Below are 17,009 nucleotides of genomic sequence, written 5' to 3'. Positions count from 1 at the left end.
GCTTCTTCCCGCCGGTTCTTCTTTTCAGCAGGTACGGAGGGGTACCGTGCTGAGATCCGGGACGCGAACCTGATTGGTCTTGACTATCATGACAGCTACCAGATGGGGCCTGTCGACCCTCGCCTTGTTTGTAATGGCGCTCTCATCCTTCGCTGTCAGTGCAGGCGCAGCCGATGGACCGCTTCCCTACCGGGACGATCTCACCCCCAAAGACCGCGCCAGAGTTGCCAAAGTCACCGCGCCGCCAAAGGACTTTTCCGCCGCACAGCCCTTCGAGGCCATGAGCGGGGGCGCTGCCACTTCGGTCAAGACGGTCAACCGGGACAGTTTTTCCCACAATTCGGGCAATCTCACCTTCGAGGAAGAGCAGACCTTCAAGCTCGGCAATGGCCTGTTCAAGAAGTTCTGGACCTCTTCCCCCTCCTCCACCCAGGCCTCCGACGGGCTGGGTCCGCTTTACAATGCCCGCGCCTGCCAGAGCTGCCATCTGAAAGACGGCCGCGGGCGTCCGCCTCTTCCGGGCGAAAAAGCCGTTTCGCTCTTCCTGCGCCTCTCCATTCCGCCGCAGACACCGCAACAGCAGGCACAGCTTGAAAGCCATGAACTGCTGCGCATTCCCGAGCCGACCTATGGCGGCCAGTTCCAGACCTTTGCGGTGTCCGGGCTGAAGGCGGAAGGCCAGATCGAGATCAGTTACGAGGATCTTCCTGTCACCCTGAACGGCGGCGAAACGATCATCCTGAAGAAGCCCTCCTATAAGGTCCGGGACCTCGCCTATGGGCCGATGCATCCGGATGTCATGATGTCGCCAAGGGTCACCCCGCCGATGATCGGCATGGGTCTCCTGCAAGCGATCGCCGCTGGTGATATCGAGGCCCAGGCCGATCCCGACGACCTGAACGGTGACGGCATTTCGGGAAAGGTGAGCCGGGTACGCGATCCGGAAACAGGAGCGCTGACCATCGGCCGTTTCGGCTGGAAGGCCTCGGAGCCGACGGTGCGGGCCCAGACCGCCGCCGCCTTTTCCGGGGATATCGGCATCAGCACGCCAGAGATGCCAGACAATTACGGCGACTGTACCACGAAGCAGCCTGAATGCCGCCGCCAGCCGCATGGAGAGCAGACCCGCCTTGGCGTCAGTGAAGCGCCCGATCCGGTCATGGATCTGGTGACTTTCTATTCGGAAAACCTGGCCGTTCCCCAGCGCCGGGATGTTGATGACCCCGAAGTGCTGCGCGGCAAGGCAATCTTCCATCAATCCGGCTGTGCCGCCTGTCACCGGCCCAACTATGTCACCAGCCGCAGGGCGGACAATAAGGCGCACCGGTTCCAGCTGATCTGGCCCTATACCGACCTTCTGCTCCATGATATGGGCGAAGGCCTTGCAGATGGCCGCCCTGCCGGGGACGCCTCCGGCTCCGAATGGCGCACGGCGCCGCTCTGGGGCATCGGGCTGACCGGAACGGTCAACGGCCACACCCGCTTCCTTCATGACGGCCGGGCCCGTAACCTGCTTGAAGCTGTCTTGTGGCATGGTGGCGAGGCTCAAGCCTCCCGCGATGCCGTCATCGCGCTGCCGCCCGCCGGCCGGACGGCCCTGATCCGATTTCTGGAGTCCCTGTAATGCGCCTCACCCTGTTTGCAGCCCTTGCGGTCACCACAGCTGTCGCCCTGCAAGCTCCACCGGGACAAGCCGCAGACTTCAGTCCTCATGTGAAGCGGGTGCTGGAAACCTATATCCGCCCGGCCACCACGGCATTTGCAGAGACCTCGGCAGCCCTGCCTGCCGCCACAGATGCCCTTTGCGCGGCGCCGTCCGATCAGACCCGCGAAGCCTTTTCATCGAGCTACACCAAGACCCTTGAGGCCCTCGGACATGTAACGTTTCTGCGTTTCGGCCCCTTGATCCAGGATCACAGGCTGGAGCGTCTCGCCTTTCTGCCGGATGCCCGGAACATCGCCCAGCGGCAGATCCGCAAGGCGCTTGCGGATAATGATGGGACACTTGGCGATCCGGCTACCCTGGCAGGCAAGAGCGTTGCCTTGCAGGGGTTGACCGCCCTGCAGCTGATTGCCTATGACAGCGACAGCAACCTGACCCTCGGCGAGGGCGGCGGCAAGGCAGAGCTCTGCGTCTATGCCGGAGCCATCGCAAGCAATGTGACCTCTATCGCAGGAGCCATTGCCTCTGAGTGGAAAGACCCGGACGGTTTCAGCAAGCAGTTCCTGACCGCAGGGCCTGACAATCCCCAGTTCCGCTCCTCCAAGGAAGCCATCGAGACGATTTTCAATTCGATGGTCACCGGGCTGATCGTGATCAAGGATCAGGAACTGCTGCCGGCACTCGGCACTGACAAGGATAATGCCAAACCGAACAAGCTGCCCTTCTCCCGCTCGGGCAATGCCACGGCCTATATCGCCGCCGAGCTGGAAGGCATCCGGGATGCGATGAATGCGGCCAAGTTAGAGCCGGACCTCGACAGCGATGCCGAATGGATTCCAGGGTCGCTCAACTTTGAATTCGGCAATGCCGCGAACAACCTGCGGTCGCTGAATGGCCCGCTGCGCCAGACGATGGAAGAAGGCGGCACTTACGACAAGCTCAATCTGGTTGCGATCCAGGTGAACAGCCTGCGCGACACGATGGCTCTCAATTTGGCCGGGGGGCTGGGACTTTCAGGAGGCTTCAATGCTCTGGACGGCGACTAAGAAAACCGCCATCAACCGCCGCTCTTTCCTCGCAGGCCTTGGCGGAGCTGCCGTTCTGGCCGGATCAGGATGGCACGGACCAGCGCTGGCAGAAGGCCTGATCGGCGAGATCGAGGCGCCCCTCTTTGCGACCGCCTGCAAGCGGGCCAACGGCAGCTACGCGCTCGCCATCCTGGACGATGCAGGGCAAATGCTGGCTGAGGTCGGATTGCCGGATCGCGGGCACGGCATGGCCGTTTCACCGGACGGGCGCCGGATCATGGCCTTCGCCCGCCGCCCCGGCACCTTCGCCATGCTGATCGATCCCTATGACCGCAAGGAACCGCTGGTCATCGCATCGGAGCCAGGCCGCCACTTCTATGGCCACGGCTGCTTTTCCGCCGATGGTCGTCTGGTCTATGCGGTTGAAAATGACTACGAGCGCGTGCGGGGCGTGCTCGGCGTCTATGACGTTAGCGGCCGGGATGTGCGCCGGATCGGCGAGATCGAAACCGGCGGCATCGGCCCCCACGATCTTCTCCGGATGCCGGACGGCAAGACGATGGTCGTCGCCAATGGCGGCATCCAGACGGATCCGGGCCAGCCGCGCGAAAAGCTCAACATTGAGACCATGGACCCATCGGTCGTCTATCTGGACCTCAGCTCAGGCGATGTCCTGGCTCAACACCGGTTGTCCAAGGACCTGCACAAACTTTCCCTGCGCCACATGGCCCTGGACGGCAAGGGACAGGTCTGGGTCGGCGGACAGTTCGAAGGCGATCTGCAGCAGATCCCGCCCCTGGTCGCCCACATGACTCAGGACACCAGTCCCATTCTGACCGACATTCCGGAGCAACTGGCCAGCGGGCTGCAGAGCTATATCGGGTCGGTGGTCGCCAACCGCACCGGGGATGTGGTCGCGACCTCCGCTCCGCGCGGCGGACAGGTCATGTTCTGGTCAGCGTCCACCGGCGCGTTGCTCGGGTCAAAAGCCGTTATCGACGGTTGCGGCATTGCTCCAGTCGACGGCAGCGCTTTCCTGATTTCCGATGGTCTCGGCGGCTTGCGCTACCTGGGAGAACCGGATGCCGTTCCGGACGTTCTGGCCCAGGTGCCAGGCATGTCCTTCGACAACCACATGTTCGCGCTTTGAAACAGAAACGCCCGGGCCAGTGGTCCGGGCATTTCTCATTCAGCAAACTCCGCACTTCGACGAAGCCGCGCTGCGCCGGTATCAGTAGTCCCCGAGCTTGATCTCGCGGGCATATTCTTCGCCCGGAACTTCCTTGGTGACGGCCTGACCGCAGATGGTGAGACCACGGACGGCGTCAAAGGTCAGGGACGGGGAACCGGACAGCTGCCAGCCCTTGTTGAGAGCCTGGGTCACCCGGTGACAGAACTCGCTGTCGTCCGGACCGGTGATGAAGCGGTAGAGTTTCATGGCAAAAACCTTCAAATCCGGGCTGCTATGGCATCGGCAATCGCGATTGTGCGCAGGCCCATGTCCGCATGTAGCCGTTCCACCATCTTGCCGTCTACCTGGATTGCGCCCTTGCTCGCATTTTCCGGCAGGTTGAAGAGGTCATTGATCTTGCGGGCCCAGGCGACCTCGTCCTCAGACGGGCTGAAGGCTGCGTGGCAAGGTGCGATCTGCTTGGGATGGATCAGCGTTTTGCCGTCCATGCCCATTTCCACCCCTTGCGCACATTCGGCCACGAAGCCGTCCTCATCGTTGAAAGCGTTGTAAACGCCATCAAGAATATCGATCCCGCCTGCCCGCGCTGCCGCAACGCAGGTCATCAGCCAGGGCGTCATCACCGCGCGGCCCGGATTGAGCTTCGCGCGGGTTTCCTTGGCAAGATCGTTGGTGCCCATGACGAAACAGGACAGCCGCACCTCCGGATCCCGGCCACAGGCTCCGATCGCGGCAGCGTTGAGCATCGCCAGCGGCGTCTCCATCATCGCCCAGACCTTCAGGCTGGACGGAGCACCTGCCAGCGCCAGCTTGTGCGCCACCCGCTCCAGATCCGCAGGGCCATTGACCTTGGGCACAAGGATCGCATCCGGGCCGCAAGCGGCAGCTGCTTCCAGATCCGCCTCTCCCCAGGGGGTGTCGAGACCATTGATGCGGATGACCACTTCCCGCTCACCATAGCCGCCCTCTTTCACCGCCGAAACGATCTGCTGGCGCGCCGTCTCCTTGGCATCCGGAGCCACAGCATCTTCCAGATCGAGGATCAGGCAGTCCACATCGAGTGTCCGCGCCTTTTCCAGCGCCCGGGCGTTGGAGCCCGGCATGTAAAGGGCGGACCGGCGCGGCTTGAACTGTTGGGTCATGGCGAAACTCTCCAGGGGGCATCATGTTGCTCTGCAGCAAGCTAATGCCGCTGGCGCATGATTTCCACTTCGCCTTTCGGCTCAGGCCTTCTTGCGGGAGAAAATCATGTCTTTTGCGGCAATCACCGCGCCGAAGGTGATCGCGAGACAGGCAAAGCTGACCGTCAGCGTAAAAGTCCCATAGCCGAAGGCGATCAACAGCAGGGTCGACAGGAGCGGCGCTGAATAGGCGGCGGCTCCCAGAATCTGAATGTCCCCGCGTTTCACGCCAATATCCCATGTGAAGAAGGCCAGTCCGACCGGAAACAACCCCAGAGCCACAACCGACAGCCACTCATAGAAACCGGCAGGCAGGACGGTCTCTTCCAGAGCCAGATGGCAGACCAGCGAAAGAAAGGCCGTCATCAGGCAGAAACCGGCCACAGCCTCGGTTGGAACTGCCCCAAGCCGCCGGGAGATCACGGAATAGCTGGACCAGAACAGGGACGAGGCGATCGCAGCCGCATAGCCAAGCGACGAGCTGCCATCAAGGCTCAACCCCTCGCCTCCGGAAATCAGCAGCACGGCGCCGAAAAGGCCAAAGACCGCACCAGCAACATGATGAAGGCGCAAATGCTCGCCGGGAAGAAAGGCGGAAAACAGGACGATCAGCAAAGGCCAGGTGTAGTTGATGAGATTGGCATCGACAGGCGGCGCGTTCCGGATTGCGGTGAAGTAGAAAAAGTGAAATCCGAACAGGCCCACCGTTCCAAAAGCCCAGACCTTCAATGGCTGGCGGAGAAGCCGCAGCTTGCCCCGCAGCGCAAGCCAGACAACAGCCAGCGACCCGGACAGGAAGAAGCACAGGGCATTCAGCAGAAAAGGAGGAACCTTGCCGGACCCGGCACTGAAAAGACCAAGCGCAGCCCACATGAGAACCGCACTGAGGCCGATAAGGGTGGCCCGTACCCGCGTTGCGTCGGACATGACTGTTCAATCTGATGGAGGGTCCGGCCGCAACCGGAAATAGACATGGCGGTTATAACGGACGTTTCAGATCTGGAGAAGATCGGAACGGAAGGAAATCCTCGCGGCAGTCCCCCTGTGCAAAGGTGGAAATCCCGCGCCTGCGACAAATGTACTAGGGTAAGCCATATGCAGGTGCTTGATTGTCAGGCAAGATTCTGGACAACTTGCAGGCAGAACTCGAACCGACAGGCTCCGGAGACCCCATGAGCAATACGGAAATCAAGGCCCTTGTCCAGGCGGACGCCCACAAGCTGGCTCCGCTTATCGCCGAAAACGCGCAGGCGCTGAAACGCGGCGCGCCGCGCCGGCCAGACGAGTATTACGCGGAAAAGATCCTCGCCGACCGGTCGGCGGAAGTTGTCGGCGCCTTTCAGGGAAACCAACTCGTCGGTTTCGCCGTCTATTTCGATCTGCCGGAGCTGATCACCGGTCTGCGGATCGGTCAGCTCGAGGACATTTATGTCCTTCCCACCTTCCGCAACAAGGGCATCGGCCGGAAGCTGATTGAATCCCTGGAGGTGGAAGGCAAGCGCCGCGGCTGGCTGCACCTGCGCTGGCTGGTTCCGGGCAAAAACGCGCCGGCTGTCGCCCTTTATGAAAAGATCGCCGAACCGGATCACGCCAAGAGCTTCATCATCCGGATCGACCGCGCGGCTGGCGAATAAACCTCCTGTCAGGGCCGGAGAGGCGGCAAGGTCCCGAGAGGGATGAGGCCGATGCTCACCCGGCTCTTGTTCAAGGTCAACGGCAGCAGGACAACCTGCTTGCCGTTTTCCTGTTTCTGCGCATGGCCAAAGGCCGTTGCAGCTCCCTTGATTGTCGAAGCCAGGGAAGGGTCTTCCGGAGCAAGGCTGGCCGCCAGAGCCGCCATACCATCGATATCCGTCAGTTCGACCTGCAGCGCCCCGGTCAGGAAGCCATCCGTATCCATAGACACATCACCAGTTGCCATGATCTCCAGGGATCCGGAGCTGATGTGCAACTGATGCAGCTTCACCGGCAGGTTCCAGTCTGAAGCCGTCAAAGACAGCGGCTGGCCGGACAGAAGCGCAGCGCCTCCGGGAATGGCGGCATGGACCTTCAGATCCGCCGGAGCAGGCAGGAACGGCGCCAGGGGAGATGTTGCCTGATCAAGGCTCAGGAAAGCTTCCACGTCACCAGCTTCGCCTGGAACCTCGCGCAGGTGAAACTCCAGCTGCTCCGCTGAAACCTCGGACACGAATCCATCGCCATCCACTAACCAGGACGGCTTTTCGAAAGAAAAGTCCGCCGCCTTGAGCGCCGAAGAGGAATAACGCGCACTGGCCCGGCCGGTTATCCAGGATCCTGTCCCCTCAAGCTCCAAAGGCAGCGAAGAGAAATGGCCGGGGCCTTCTGCCTCCAGAATGACATGCCAGGGATTGTAGACCAGAGCGACCGTCCGCAGCCCCGGCAGAGACAGGCTGAGGCCCGTGGCCGTGTCCATCAGGAAGGGGGCGCAGGAAACCTCGAAGCGGAAGGGGAAACCGGCAATGGACAGATCCCGGCAGCTGGCCTGGACACCCTGTTCCGACAGTTTTGCGAAGCGGTTGCCGATTTCCTCCTGCAGCTTGTCTTTGAGAAAGAACCAGCCGCCGGACCACAGAGCCATCACCGCAAGCACGGTGCCGCCAAGGGCGAAGTAGCGGAAGTTCGAGCGCGGTTTTTCGGCCTTTTCCAATGTCATGTCCTTGCTCAAATAAAAACGCTTTCTGAAATGAGAAGAAGGAGCTCGCTAATCGATCCATTGCAACGCTGCGGCACCATTGCTATCTGGCAGGGGCAACGGCGATCTGGGACCGATATGAGTGATTTCTGGGTATTTGGCTACGGCTCTTTGATGTGGAACCCCGGCTTCGAGCATCAAGGCGGGCAACCCGCCTTGTTGTGCGGCGCTCACCGGTCGTTGTGCGTCTACTCCTGGGTTCACCGCGGGACGCAGGAGCGGCCGGGTCTCGTTTTCGGCCTGGACCGGGGCGGCGCCTGCCGCGGCATGGCCTGGCGCGTTTCCGGCTCCTTGCGGGAACAAACCATCGACTATCTGCGCGCCCGCGAACAGGTGACCATGGTCTATTTGGAAACGTGGCGGAAAATAAGGCTTCAATCCGGCGAGACGGCCGAGGCGCTCACCTATGTGGTGAACCGCGCTCATCCCCAATATGCCGGTACCCTGCCGCTGGAGAGACAGCTTGAAATTGTCGTGGAAGCGGCTGGCCAGTCCGGCAGGAACCCGGAATATGTTCTGAACACCGCGTCCCACCTCGAGGACCTTGGCATCAAGGACCACGGCGTTTCCTGGCTTTCGGACAGGCTGCGCTGAGCAACCTGAGACCTCACAACAAGCCGAAGCCGGCCTTCAGGTCGTCGAGCACGGTTTTTCGGTCCAGCGCCGAGCCAGCGAGCAGATGGACAAAAACCTCTCCTGCCCTGCGGCGGGTCTTCGCTGCACCAAGCCCGTGAAACTTTCCGTCCCGGTCGACTTCACCGATCACCGGCAACTGGGTGTCCGCCTGTTTGGCAGAGGGAGGAATGATCACAACAACCCCGGCGCAATCCGCCAGATCCGGCGCGGTCATACGCGTGAAGATATAGCGCTTGCCGCTCTTGCCGTCGAAATAGCGGTAGCGGTCGAGGAACCCCAGCTCCTCTGCCACCTTTGGGAAACGTGCCGTGTTCATTTCGGTCGCGGATATCATGGCGCCAGCATAGGAACAAACTATGAACATTTAGTAGCCGCAGCGCAACTGGTCACGCAGGACGAAGTGTTCTTATTCTGTTCAGATGGGAATCCGCAGGAGATCCGTCAATGGGCAGGGAGTCAGGCGCCCTTGCGGGGTATGCCATCGAGAACGGGAGACCGCCGGGGCTCGCTCCTGGCTTCCTCAATCAAGGCGTTTGAAACCGTCTCGATCATATTGACCATGGTCTCATGGAACACATTCACCGGCAAACCTGGCTGGATTGGCGGCAGGATCTCGACGATAACCGTTCCCGGATAAAGGCGGAGCGACTTGCGGGGCCAATAGACACCTGCATTGAGGGCAACAGGCAGAACCTGGCATTTCAGATCCCGGTAGAGATGCGCAATGCCGTATTTGTAGCTCGGTTCACCGCCGGCAGGACGCCGGGTACCTTCCGGGAACATCAGGATTTGCCGGCCCTCGGCGATGGCCTGCTTGGCTGCTACCAGCAGGGCCGCAAGCGCAGCGGCCCGTTTGCCGCGGTTGATCGGGATCTGGCGGAATTTCGCCGTATACCACCCGAAGATCGGGATCCAGCGCAGCTCCCGCTTGAGGATATAGGTCGGGTCCGGGAACTCGCGGATCAGCGCGAAGGTTTCCCAAACGGACTGATGCTTGGACGCGACGATATAGCCGCCTTGCGGGATGTTCTCACGCCCACGCACTTCCACCTTGAGACCGACAGTCACCCGCAACAGCAGCAGGCACAGATACGACCAGGCCGGAACCACCCACCATCCCCAGCGGCGCGGCAGAAGAAGGACGGGTGACACGACGACCATCATCAGCAGCGTGAGAGAATAAAACAGGGCGTGGAAGACCAGGGACCGCAGAAGAACCATAAGACCTTACCGGTGAAGACGGTGTCGAAGCCGTGGAACAAGCACAACGGCGTATTCCGGTGGACGGGTGGACCGTCCGTCTGCTCCAGAGACCGCTTCCATCAAGAGGCGGCAAACACCCGGTTCACGACAATTCTGGCCCGGGCGAGGGTATACTTCACATACTCGCGCATGAGAAGGCGAATTGTCCCGGCACTGTGCCACCAGGCCCTCAAGTGCAATCCGCTGGAATAAACCGGATAGGCATGAAGCTCGACTTCCGGCAGCGCATCCTGCAGTTCCGCCTGCGCCCGGGGCAAATGATAGGCACTGGTCACGACGAGCAGAGACTTGAAGTCATGCGCCCGTGCCCAGGCTGCCGTTTCCGCAGCATTGCCGACCGTGTTCATCGCCAGCCGGTCGAGATCGATGCAGCAGTCGAACAAGGGCATATCGGCAGCCGTGAGGGACGCCAGCTGTTTGCGGGTCGTCCCCGGATGAACACCGGAAATCAGCAGGCGCTTGGCGCGGCCCTCGACCAGCAGCGCGACGGCGCGTTCGACCCGGTCTGTGCCGCCGGTGAGAACAACGATCGCATCCGCGCGCGGGTCCGCAGGCGTGCGGATGGTCGCAACGCGATCGGCAAACCGGAAGAAGGACACAGCGATAGCCACAAAAACGGCCAGCACAAAACACAGAACCAGATTGCGGCCCCTAAAAAGCCGCCGCCTGTTTCCTGTCCCGTGACCGGTATCCACTCTGGGTGCTTCGCTCCAGGCATCGTTCTCGATGTCCGGATCCTTTTCAAGGCTCGTCATATTCACATCATGCCAGCTGATTCGGCTGATTTGGTGGCAGTTTTATTGCTCTTCTAGTCTACTTTGCGCAAATGGGCTTTCACAGCCAGACCGGAGGTCAATGCAGTCAGAACAGCAACAAGAAAAACCACACCGATCACACCAAGATAGCCTGGAAGGGACACGGACACAGATCCGAAGAGAGCGGACAACTGTGCCGAGCTGGCTGTTGCCCCGGAATCCCGCGTCAGGAAGTCGAGCAGCAGAAACGAAACAGACGCAAAGGCGCCGCCGGAAATGCCGCCTTTCAGGCCCAGAAGCAGGAAATGCCGCTGAAACTCGCGGGCAATGAACCCATCCTCCGCCCCGACAAAGTGCAGCACGGAAACCACATCCTTGTTCCCGGCCATGGCCGCTTGCGTCGCAAAAATCACGCTCAAGACCATCGAGCCGAACACAAGGATCATGATGCCGAAGCCACCGACAACCACAGCGCCCGCCATGGCGGAGAGCCGGGACGTCCAGATGGAATGGTCATCAAGGCTGGCGCCGTTCACCTGCTTGGCAAGTGCATCACGCAGCTGGTCAAGCTTCAGGGCCGAGGGATCGTCTACGGTGATCTGGATCAGCCGGGGAACGGGCAAGGTATCGAGATCAAGGCCGTTCCCTAGCCAGGGCTCAAGCAATTCCTTGGTTTCCTGATCCGACAGGGCCCGAACCGATCCGATGCCAGGGAATTCCTGCGTCAGCGCGATGGCCTTGTCGATTTCCCGCAGCATGTCGACGCCTTCAGCCGGGCGGATCTGGATCGTCACCTCACGCACGAGATCATTCTGCCAGGCATCCGCCGCATCCCAGACCACGGATACACCGCCCACGGTAAGGCAGGCCAGGAAACTCATGATCGCGACAACCAGGGTCAAAGCCCGGCCGGCCACCGACTGCTGCGGCACGATCGGCGCAGGCGGCCGCAATTTGTGGCCGTCTTCCCGGTTCCGCGTTTCCGGCTGCGTACGCGCCTTCTTCACCGGAAGTTTCTTCCGTTTGGGTTTTGCAGGCCCCTTCACCGGAGGCACATTGCGCTCGCTGGTTCCGGCGGGTGTCTTTTGATCTGCCATCAGCCGGTCCTAGTCGAAAATCTGCAGCCGTCCGTCGGCCAGAACCATCCGGCGGGCGTCGACCTGTTCCAGAAGGGCGATATCGTGGGTCGCAATCACCACAGATGTCCCCAGTTTGTTGAGCTCAATAAAGAGCCGCAAGAGACGGCGGGCAAGCGGCGGGTCCACGTTGCCAGTCGGTTCGTCCGCTAGCAGCACCTCGGGACGGGTAATCAATGCCCGGGCAATCGCCGCACGCTGCTTTTCCCCGCCCGACAACACAGGTGGAAGAACGTGCATCCGGTCGCCGAGACCAACCCATTTCAGAAGCTCGATCACATCGGAGCGGTATTCATGCTCTTCCTTGCCGACGACGCGAAGGGGCAAGGCGACGTTTTCATAGGTGGTCAGATGGTCGAGCAGCCGGAAATCCTGGAAAACAACGCCGATTTTGCGGCGCAGTTCCGGCAATTCCTGCTTGCTGATCACCGACAGATCCCGGTCGAACACCCGGATCAGCCCGCGGGTCGGCCGCAGGGACATGAACAGCAAGCGGATCAGGCTGGTCTTGCCCGCGCCGGAAGGGCCAGTCAGGAACTGAAAGGACTGCGGCTCAATCCTGAACGTGAGATCACGCAGGATTTCCGATCCCATTCCATATCTCAGACCGACATTCTCGAAGCGGATCACTCTTCACCTCCGTTCAAAGCCTGCAAGCTAGCCCTCGCCCGTTAACGCTTCATTAAACATATGAATGTCCTCTAGACTGTGATCCGGAACGGGTGCGGTTTGCCGCAGCCCGGCCAGAGTCACGTCTCAAAGTCAGGCCAGGTTCACGGCCGCATTCAGGACAACGGCGGCAACTGGCCGCTTGCAGTCCTAACATAGAAGGCGAAGCGTCTTCGCATGAAGATCAAATGTCCGGACTGCAGCACGAGCTATGATATCAAGCCCGAGGCTCTGGGTCCCGAGGGACGCAGTGTCAAATGCGCGCGCTGTGGAAATCGCTGGTTCGTATCTCCCAAGCAGGAAGAAGACGAGGACCTGCAGATTGACCAGGACGAAGCCGCTTGGACGCAGGACGAACAGGAAGAGGCTGAGGCTTCGGAAACCTTCGAGACCGACGACTATGGCGGCCGCGACGAAGACGATGAAGACGAGGAGGACGATGCTCCCCCAGCGCCCGCACGGACCGCAAAGGCAGAGAGCTCCTCTCCCAAAACCGGAACTGAAAAGGACGGTGACCCCGCCGAACGGCCCGCGGACATCGAAAGCCTTGCCAAGCGCCCGAAGATCATTGTTAACCCGAACAAGTTCAAACGGAACCGCATCGGCGCGGTCTTCAACTGGATCCTGCGCCGGAACTACCGCCGCATCGGCGGTATCACGCTGTTTCTGGCCGCCATCGGCCTTTGCGGTGTTGTGGTTCTGCTAAGGGATTCAATCGTCAAGCAAGCGCCTGATCTGGCGAGCCTTTTTGAAACAGTCGGCCTGGAGGTGAACCTTCGCGGCCTTGAATTCCGGGATCTTCGCACCTTCCATGAGATCGATGCGGGCAAGGAAGTCCTTGTCGTCGAGGGTTCCATTCGCAATATAACAGAAACAAGCACTCCGGTTCCGGCTGTGAGATTGTCAATCAGAGGCAGCGATCTTCAGGAAATCTACGCCTGGACAGTCGAACCGCGGACGAAAGTGCTCAAGGCTCTGGACGAAACCCGCTTCAGAACCATTCTATCCGATCCGCCGAAAGGCGCCACGGACATTCAGGTCCGTTTCATCGACCGCGGACAACGTCAGGCAGTACTCGAATAACATGACCGTGCAAATCAACACTCTCTTCGATGAAGATGCCATCGCGGCGCGGGTCGCCGCACTTGCGGGAGAAATCGCCCAATCAAAGCCGGAACGGCTTCTGGTCGTCGCCGTTCTCAAGGGCAGCTTCATTTTCTCGGCGGATCTGGTCCGCGCGATGCACCGCGCAGGCCTGAGGCCGGAAATGGAGTTCATGCATCTTTCGAGCTATGGCGCCGGCACGACTGGCTCAAGCGAAATCAAGATTTTGCGGGACGTTGAAAGTGACGTTAACGGGCGCGATATAATTCTGGTGGATGATATCCTGGAATCCGGCCGGACGCTGACTTTCGCCAAGGAGCGCCTCATGGAGCGGGGCGCCAAATCGGTGAAAATAGCAGCGTTGCTGGACAAGCCTGACCACCGCAAGGTTGCCATATTTGCCGACTACGTTGGTTTCGCCTGTCCAGACAAATTTGTAGTCGGGTATGGAATGGATATGGGACATGCGTGGCGGCAGCTGCCGTTCATTGGTTATGTCGTTCCCGAGGAGGATACCGGGAACGGGGAGACAGTAGGAGATTGACCATGGCCCGCATTCTTCTGACCGAAGATGATGAGGCAGTCCGCAGCTTCGTGAAGCGGGCGCTAGAGCTGGATGGCCATTCCGTCAGGGCCGTTGAGGACGGAGGAGAAGCTGTCGAGGTTCTGACCCGTGAGAATGGCGCCTTCGATCTGCTTCTGTCCGACATCAAGATGCCTGTGATGGACGGCATTGCGCTGGCGCTTCATTCTGCCCGCGACTGGCCGGGCCTGCCCATTCTGCTCATGACCGGGTTTGCCGATCAGCGCGAACGCGCGAACGGCCTCGACAACCTGGTGCATGACATCATTTCCAAGCCGTTTTCCCTCGCCGACATCCGCAAATCGGTAAAGAACGCGCTCGCGGGCCATCTGCCGGAAGAAAACCGCAGATACGCCTGAGCTCCTTTTCCAAACATCAAAAGAAAAACCCCGGACCGTGTGCCGGGGCTTTTCTTTTGGACAATATGACATCAAGCCCGCCATTGAGGGCCGGACCAAAGCACACCGAGTGTCAATAACGCCTCAGCAGGCGTTCCAGATAGTCCAGCTCCAGCTGCGGACGGGACGGATCGGAGAAGCGGCGGCGCAGCTCTTCCAGAACGCGGCGCGCCCGCTGCACGTCGATTTCGTCCGGGATCTTGACCTGATTGCCGAAGTCCGGGCCTTCCGTCCGGCGCGGGCGGCCAAGCGGATCCTCGTCCATCTGGGAACGCCCCTGGGCCATGCCCGGGCCATCGCCCTGGTTCATCATCTGCTCGACCATGCTTTGCGCCCCGCGACGCAAGGCATCGAGGGCATTGCCCTGCTGACCGACCGCATCCTCGCCCTCGCCTTGACCGAGAGACTTGCCGGCGCGGCCCATGGCTTCCCCGGCTTCACCAAGCTCGCCCTTGCCGCCTTCACGGCCCTGACCACTCTGCCCAAGCTGATCCATCAGCTCCTGAAGCTGCTGGGCAAGGTCTCCCTGCCCTTTCTGGAGCTGCTTCAGGGCCTGTTCGAGCTGCTCGCGCGTCATCGGTTCCTGACCGCCCTGCTGGCCTGACTGCCCCTGGTCGTCGCGCTGATCCCTGCGCCTCTGATCCTGATTGAACCGGTGCGTCTGGTCCATCAGCTGCTGCTGCTTCTGGATCATCTCGCCAAGCTGGTTGAGCATCTGCATCATTTCGCTGCTCATCCCGTCCGGGGTCATCTGCGGGCGTCCAGCTTGCAGGTTCTCCATCATCTGCTGCATCTGGGCCAGCAGTTCGCGGGCCGCGTCCCGGGAACCGGTCTTGGCCAGCTCCTCGATCCGGTTCATCATCTGCTCCAGATCCTGCTGGCTCAGGGTACGTTGCTGCTGTTGCGAGTTGAAGGGCTGCATGGCCTGCGGATTGCGCCGCATCTGCTCGGCGAGCGCTTCCATATATTCATTCATCGCCTGACGCAGGTTCTGCATCAGTTCCGCGATTTCCTCATCGCTCGCGCCATTTTCCAGCGCCTTGCGCAGAGCCTCCTGAGCATCGCGCAGCTCGCGCTCCGCAAGAGACAGATCTCCGTCTTCAATGGTCAGAGCCAGGTCCCAAAGCAGTGGCAGCAGCGCCGTCAGCTCCTCGTCCCCATGGGCATTTACCAGAGACCGGTAGGCAAAGCGCAGACCGAGATAGTCCTGAGTGCGCATGTCAAAGGCATCGGGCGCAAGAAGCAATGCGTCGAAGGAGGTGATCACACGGGCCTGATTGTTCGCATCCAGCGCCAGATCCCGGCGTTGCTCCACCACCGCACGGGCCAGCGGATTACGGAAGCTTCTTTGCGGCAAGGTAAAGCGGACCGGCTCGGACTGGGCCTGCTGCCCGGCCTCATCGCGGGCGGTGAGGATGATCTCGACCTCGGACCCCGACCAGGGATGGGAGGTGAGATCACGGATGGTCTCCCCGGTCTTGGCCGTACGGGAACGGGCCGGCAGGGACAGCGGGAAATGCGGCGCCTCGACCAGCGGACGGGGTGGCGTGTTGGAAGCCGTTTTTTGCGGCACCGGCTGAATATCCGCTTCGGCAGCAACGACGCCGTAGTCGTCCTTCACCAGATAGGAGAACTTCACCGCACCGCTGAGCTGCTCTTCCGGATCGGTCGTCAGGCGGATTTCGGGCAGTTCGTCCGGCGTCACATGAAAGCGCCAGCCGGTGATCCGCTCGTCTCGCGCATAAAGCTCGATCTGTCCGGAAGCGCCCAAATTGGCCGTGCGCTCGACGGGCATGCCCTGCTGCCCGGCGGTCACATCAGCACCTTCTGGTTCAGCGGGAGTCAACTCGATGCCGCCGGATGTACGCACTTCAAAGCCATCCGTGCCATGGCTGCGGACAACGAACTTCGATCCCTGAGGCACGGTGACAGGCGCGTCCGCATCCCGCAAGGCTGCACTCTGGCCTGTCAGATAGACAGGCGGCCGGGCCGTGTAGAGCGGAGGCGTGACCCAGGCGTCAAGACGGCTGGCAATTTCCTTGAGATCCACCGGTGCGCGGACAGAGGAGGCAATCCGGCTCCAGCGGTCGCCGGAACTGGCAGCCAGACCGGTGATCATAAACATCAGGGCAAGAACACGCAGGGCATAGGGATCACGCCGGTAGGCCCGCGGATCCGGAGCCCCGGCCCGCATGCCCCTCAAGGCTTCCGCCATCCGCTTCTGGTGCAGCCGCCACAGAGCAGCGGTCGCCGGATCTTCAGAGCCGGAGGAAAGAGTGTCGCTGACAGCGGTCAGGGGCCGGTGGGCAAAACGCCCGCTTGCCTCGATCCGGGCAAGAGCCTCCTCCTTGTCCGGCCACCGGACACGGAAAAGGTCACGGCAGGACCAGACGAAGACAAGAGCGAACAGGCCGACAGCCAGAAACCGCAGCCAGGCAGGGGGCAAGAACCAGACGCCCATAAGAGAGAGGCCGGTAAAAATCCCGGCCACGATCAAAGGCGGCAGGGCGGCCCGCCAAACGCGCTCGACAAACAGCGCAGCACGGCTGTTGCGGACAAGCCGGTCGAGCCGGCGTGCCACATCCTCCGGGCGCTCACCCGGTCTCATCTCAGATTCAGGGGCGTTGCCGCCGCGCTTCGCGCCGTTGCGCTCCAAGGCCATGCCTCCGCTGTTCCCCCAACCCGTCT

At 61.1% G+C, this 17,009-nt stretch carries 18 protein-coding genes; 8 read left to right on the top strand and 10 right to left on the bottom strand.

Annotation, left to right across the window (positions count from 1 at the left end):
• The first annotated feature begins 88 nt into the window (after positions 1–88).
• From IG616_RS09080 to IG616_RS09070, 3 genes are read left to right on the top strand one after another with little or no spacing between them, the layout of a single operon-like run.
• On the top strand, positions 89–1,624 hold the full coding sequence (locus IG616_RS09080) for a di-heme oxidoreductase family protein (protein ID WP_192147827.1): 1,536 nt from the start codon (positions 89–91) through the stop codon (positions 1,622–1,624).
• On the top strand, positions 1,624–2,709 hold the full coding sequence (locus tag IG616_RS09075; RefSeq protein ID WP_192147826.1) for an imelysin family protein: 1,086 nt from the start codon (positions 1,624–1,626) through the stop codon (positions 2,707–2,709). Before IG616_RS09080 ends, IG616_RS09075 begins: the two co-directional genes overlap by 1 nt.
• Entirely contained in the window at positions 2,690–3,841 is a 1,152-nt protein-coding gene (locus IG616_RS09070) for a DUF1513 domain-containing protein (protein WP_192147825.1), read from the top strand. Before IG616_RS09075 ends, IG616_RS09070 begins: the two co-directional genes overlap by 20 nt.
• Before the next feature lie 81 nt (positions 3,842–3,922).
• Here IG616_RS09070 and IG616_RS09065 read toward each other — a convergent pair whose 3' ends face one another.
• The 3 genes from IG616_RS09065 to yddG all read right to left on the bottom strand — a co-directional run bounded on the left by IG616_RS09065 (position 3,923) and on the right by yddG (position 5,991).
• Positions 3,923–4,129 carry a DUF1737 domain-containing protein gene (locus IG616_RS09065; protein WP_192147824.1) on the bottom strand — a complete coding sequence of 69 codons (207 nt, stop codon included), beginning with the start codon at positions 4,127–4,129 and terminating at the stop codon, positions 3,923–3,925.
• A gap of 11 nt (positions 4,130–4,140) precedes the next feature.
• On the bottom strand, positions 4,141–5,025 hold the full coding sequence (locus IG616_RS09060) for an HpcH/HpaI aldolase/citrate lyase family protein (RefSeq protein ID WP_192147823.1): 885 nt from the start codon (positions 5,023–5,025) through the stop codon (positions 4,141–4,143).
• Between the two features lie 81 nt (positions 5,026–5,106).
• Entirely contained in the window at positions 5,107–5,991 is an 885-nt protein-coding gene (gene yddG, locus IG616_RS09055) for an aromatic amino acid exporter YddG (RefSeq protein ID WP_192147822.1), read from the bottom strand.
• Positions 5,992–6,236: 245 nt separating this feature from the next.
• On the opposite strand from yddG, the gene IG616_RS09050 reads away from it, so the two are divergent.
• Entirely contained in the window at positions 6,237–6,698 is a 462-nt protein-coding gene (locus tag IG616_RS09050; protein ID WP_192147821.1) for a GNAT family N-acetyltransferase, read from the top strand.
• Positions 6,699–6,706: 8 nt separating this feature from the next.
• Here the strand turns inward: IG616_RS09050 and IG616_RS09045 are convergent, their stop codons facing one another.
• Positions 6,707–7,738 carry a DUF2125 domain-containing protein gene (locus IG616_RS09045; RefSeq protein ID WP_192147820.1) on the bottom strand — a complete coding sequence of 344 codons (1,032 nt, stop codon included), beginning with the start codon at positions 7,736–7,738 and terminating at the stop codon, positions 6,707–6,709.
• A 117-nt stretch (positions 7,739–7,855) separates the two neighbouring features.
• On the opposite strand from IG616_RS09045, the gene IG616_RS09040 reads away from it, so the two are divergent.
• On the top strand, positions 7,856–8,371 hold the full coding sequence (locus IG616_RS09040; RefSeq protein ID WP_192147819.1) for a gamma-glutamylcyclotransferase: 516 nt from the start codon (positions 7,856–7,858) through the stop codon (positions 8,369–8,371).
• 13 nt (positions 8,372–8,384) lie between these two features.
• Here the strand turns inward: IG616_RS09040 and IG616_RS09035 are convergent, their stop codons facing one another.
• From IG616_RS09035 to ftsE, 5 genes are all read right to left on the bottom strand, one after another.
• Entirely contained in the window at positions 8,385–8,729 is a 345-nt protein-coding gene (locus IG616_RS09035; RefSeq protein ID WP_192147818.1) for a hypothetical protein, read from the bottom strand.
• A 140-nt stretch (positions 8,730–8,869) separates the two neighbouring features.
• A complete protein-coding gene (locus IG616_RS09030; protein ID WP_192147817.1) occupies positions 8,870–9,634 on the bottom strand; it encodes a lysophospholipid acyltransferase family protein in 765 nt (254 codons plus the stop codon).
• A gap of 101 nt (positions 9,635–9,735) precedes the next feature.
• Complete coding sequence (locus tag IG616_RS09025; RefSeq protein WP_192147816.1) at positions 9,736–10,431, bottom strand: YdcF family protein; 696 nt, start codon at positions 10,429–10,431, stop codon at positions 9,736–9,738.
• 53 nt (positions 10,432–10,484) lie between these two features.
• Positions 10,485–11,528: a cell division protein FtsX gene (locus IG616_RS09020; protein ID WP_192147815.1), complete on the bottom strand. Its 1,044-nt coding sequence runs from the start codon at positions 11,526–11,528 to the stop codon at positions 10,485–10,487.
• A 9-nt stretch (positions 11,529–11,537) separates the two neighbouring features.
• Positions 11,538–12,197, bottom strand: a complete 660-nt coding sequence (gene ftsE / locus IG616_RS09015) for a cell division ATP-binding protein FtsE (RefSeq protein ID WP_192147814.1) — start codon at positions 12,195–12,197, stop codon at positions 11,538–11,540.
• A gap of 216 nt (positions 12,198–12,413) precedes the next feature.
• Here ftsE and IG616_RS09010 point away from each other — a divergent pair, with 216 nt between their 5' ends.
• From IG616_RS09010 to IG616_RS09000, 3 genes are read left to right on the top strand one after another with little or no spacing between them, the layout of a single operon-like run.
• Complete coding sequence (locus IG616_RS09010; protein ID WP_192147813.1) at positions 12,414–13,319, top strand: zinc-ribbon domain-containing protein; 906 nt, start codon at positions 12,414–12,416, stop codon at positions 13,317–13,319.
• A gap of 1 nt (position 13,320) precedes the next feature.
• Positions 13,321–13,884, top strand: coding sequence for a hypoxanthine phosphoribosyltransferase (hpt, locus tag IG616_RS09005; protein WP_192147812.1), 564 nt, complete (start codon positions 13,321–13,323; stop codon positions 13,882–13,884).
• A 2-nt stretch (positions 13,885–13,886) separates the two neighbouring features.
• Positions 13,887–14,282: a response regulator gene (locus IG616_RS09000; protein ID WP_192147811.1), complete on the top strand. Its 396-nt coding sequence runs from the start codon at positions 13,887–13,889 to the stop codon at positions 14,280–14,282.
• 112 nt (positions 14,283–14,394) lie between these two features.
• Here the strand turns inward: IG616_RS09000 and IG616_RS08995 are convergent, their stop codons facing one another.
• The gene (locus tag IG616_RS08995) at positions 14,395–16,983 is read right to left on the bottom strand and encodes a TIGR02302 family protein (protein ID WP_209007385.1); all 2,589 of its coding nucleotides are present in this window, start codon (positions 16,981–16,983) and stop codon (positions 14,395–14,397) included.
• Positions 16,984–17,009 lie beyond the last annotated feature (26 nt).

The sequence above is a fragment of the Roseibium litorale genome (genome assembly GCF_014842915.1).
Taxonomy (GTDB): domain Bacteria; phylum Pseudomonadota; class Alphaproteobacteria; order Rhizobiales; family Stappiaceae; genus Roseibium; species Roseibium litorale.
This window is presented reverse-complemented; position numbering and strand designations above follow the sequence as displayed.

Excerpts from the sequence above, each read along its gene's own strand:
- yddG (WP_192147822.1), bottom strand. The coding sequence starts at position 5,991 with ATGTCCGACGCAACGCGGGTACGGGCCACCCTTATCGGCCTCAGTGCG.
- IG616_RS09070 (WP_192147825.1), top strand. The coding sequence starts at position 2,690 with ATGCTCTGGACGGCGACTAAGAAAACCGCCATCAACCGCCGCTCTTTC.
- IG616_RS09075 (WP_192147826.1), top strand. The coding sequence starts at position 1,624 with ATGCGCCTCACCCTGTTTGCAGCCCTTGCGGTCACCACAGCTGTCGCC.
- IG616_RS08995 (WP_209007385.1), bottom strand. The coding sequence starts at position 16,983 with ATGGCCTTGGAGCGCAACGGCGCGAAGCGCGGCGGCAACGCCCCTGAA.
- IG616_RS09025 (WP_192147816.1), bottom strand. The coding sequence starts at position 10,431 with ATGACGAGCCTTGAAAAGGATCCGGACATCGAGAACGATGCCTGGAGC.
- IG616_RS09010 (WP_192147813.1), top strand. The coding sequence starts at position 12,414 with ATGAAGATCAAATGTCCGGACTGCAGCACGAGCTATGATATCAAGCCC.
- IG616_RS09000 (WP_192147811.1), top strand. The coding sequence starts at position 13,887 with ATGGCCCGCATTCTTCTGACCGAAGATGATGAGGCAGTCCGCAGCTTC.
- IG616_RS09065 (WP_192147824.1), bottom strand. The coding sequence starts at position 4,129 with ATGAAACTCTACCGCTTCATCACCGGTCCGGACGACAGCGAGTTCTGT.
- IG616_RS09060 (WP_192147823.1), bottom strand. The coding sequence starts at position 5,025 with ATGACCCAACAGTTCAAGCCGCGCCGGTCCGCCCTTTACATGCCGGGC.
- IG616_RS09080 (WP_192147827.1), top strand. The coding sequence starts at position 89 with ATGACAGCTACCAGATGGGGCCTGTCGACCCTCGCCTTGTTTGTAATG.
- IG616_RS09035 (WP_192147818.1), bottom strand. The coding sequence starts at position 8,729 with ATGAACACGGCACGTTTCCCAAAGGTGGCAGAGGAGCTGGGGTTCCTC.
- IG616_RS09040 (WP_192147819.1), top strand. The coding sequence starts at position 7,856 with ATGAGTGATTTCTGGGTATTTGGCTACGGCTCTTTGATGTGGAACCCC.
- IG616_RS09050 (WP_192147821.1), top strand. The coding sequence starts at position 6,237 with ATGAGCAATACGGAAATCAAGGCCCTTGTCCAGGCGGACGCCCACAAG.
- IG616_RS09020 (WP_192147815.1), bottom strand. The coding sequence starts at position 11,528 with ATGGCAGATCAAAAGACACCCGCCGGAACCAGCGAGCGCAATGTGCCT.
- IG616_RS09045 (WP_192147820.1), bottom strand. The coding sequence starts at position 7,738 with ATGACATTGGAAAAGGCCGAAAAACCGCGCTCGAACTTCCGCTACTTC.
- IG616_RS09030 (WP_192147817.1), bottom strand. The coding sequence starts at position 9,634 with ATGGTTCTTCTGCGGTCCCTGGTCTTCCACGCCCTGTTTTATTCTCTC.
- hpt (WP_192147812.1), top strand. The coding sequence starts at position 13,321 with ATGACCGTGCAAATCAACACTCTCTTCGATGAAGATGCCATCGCGGCG.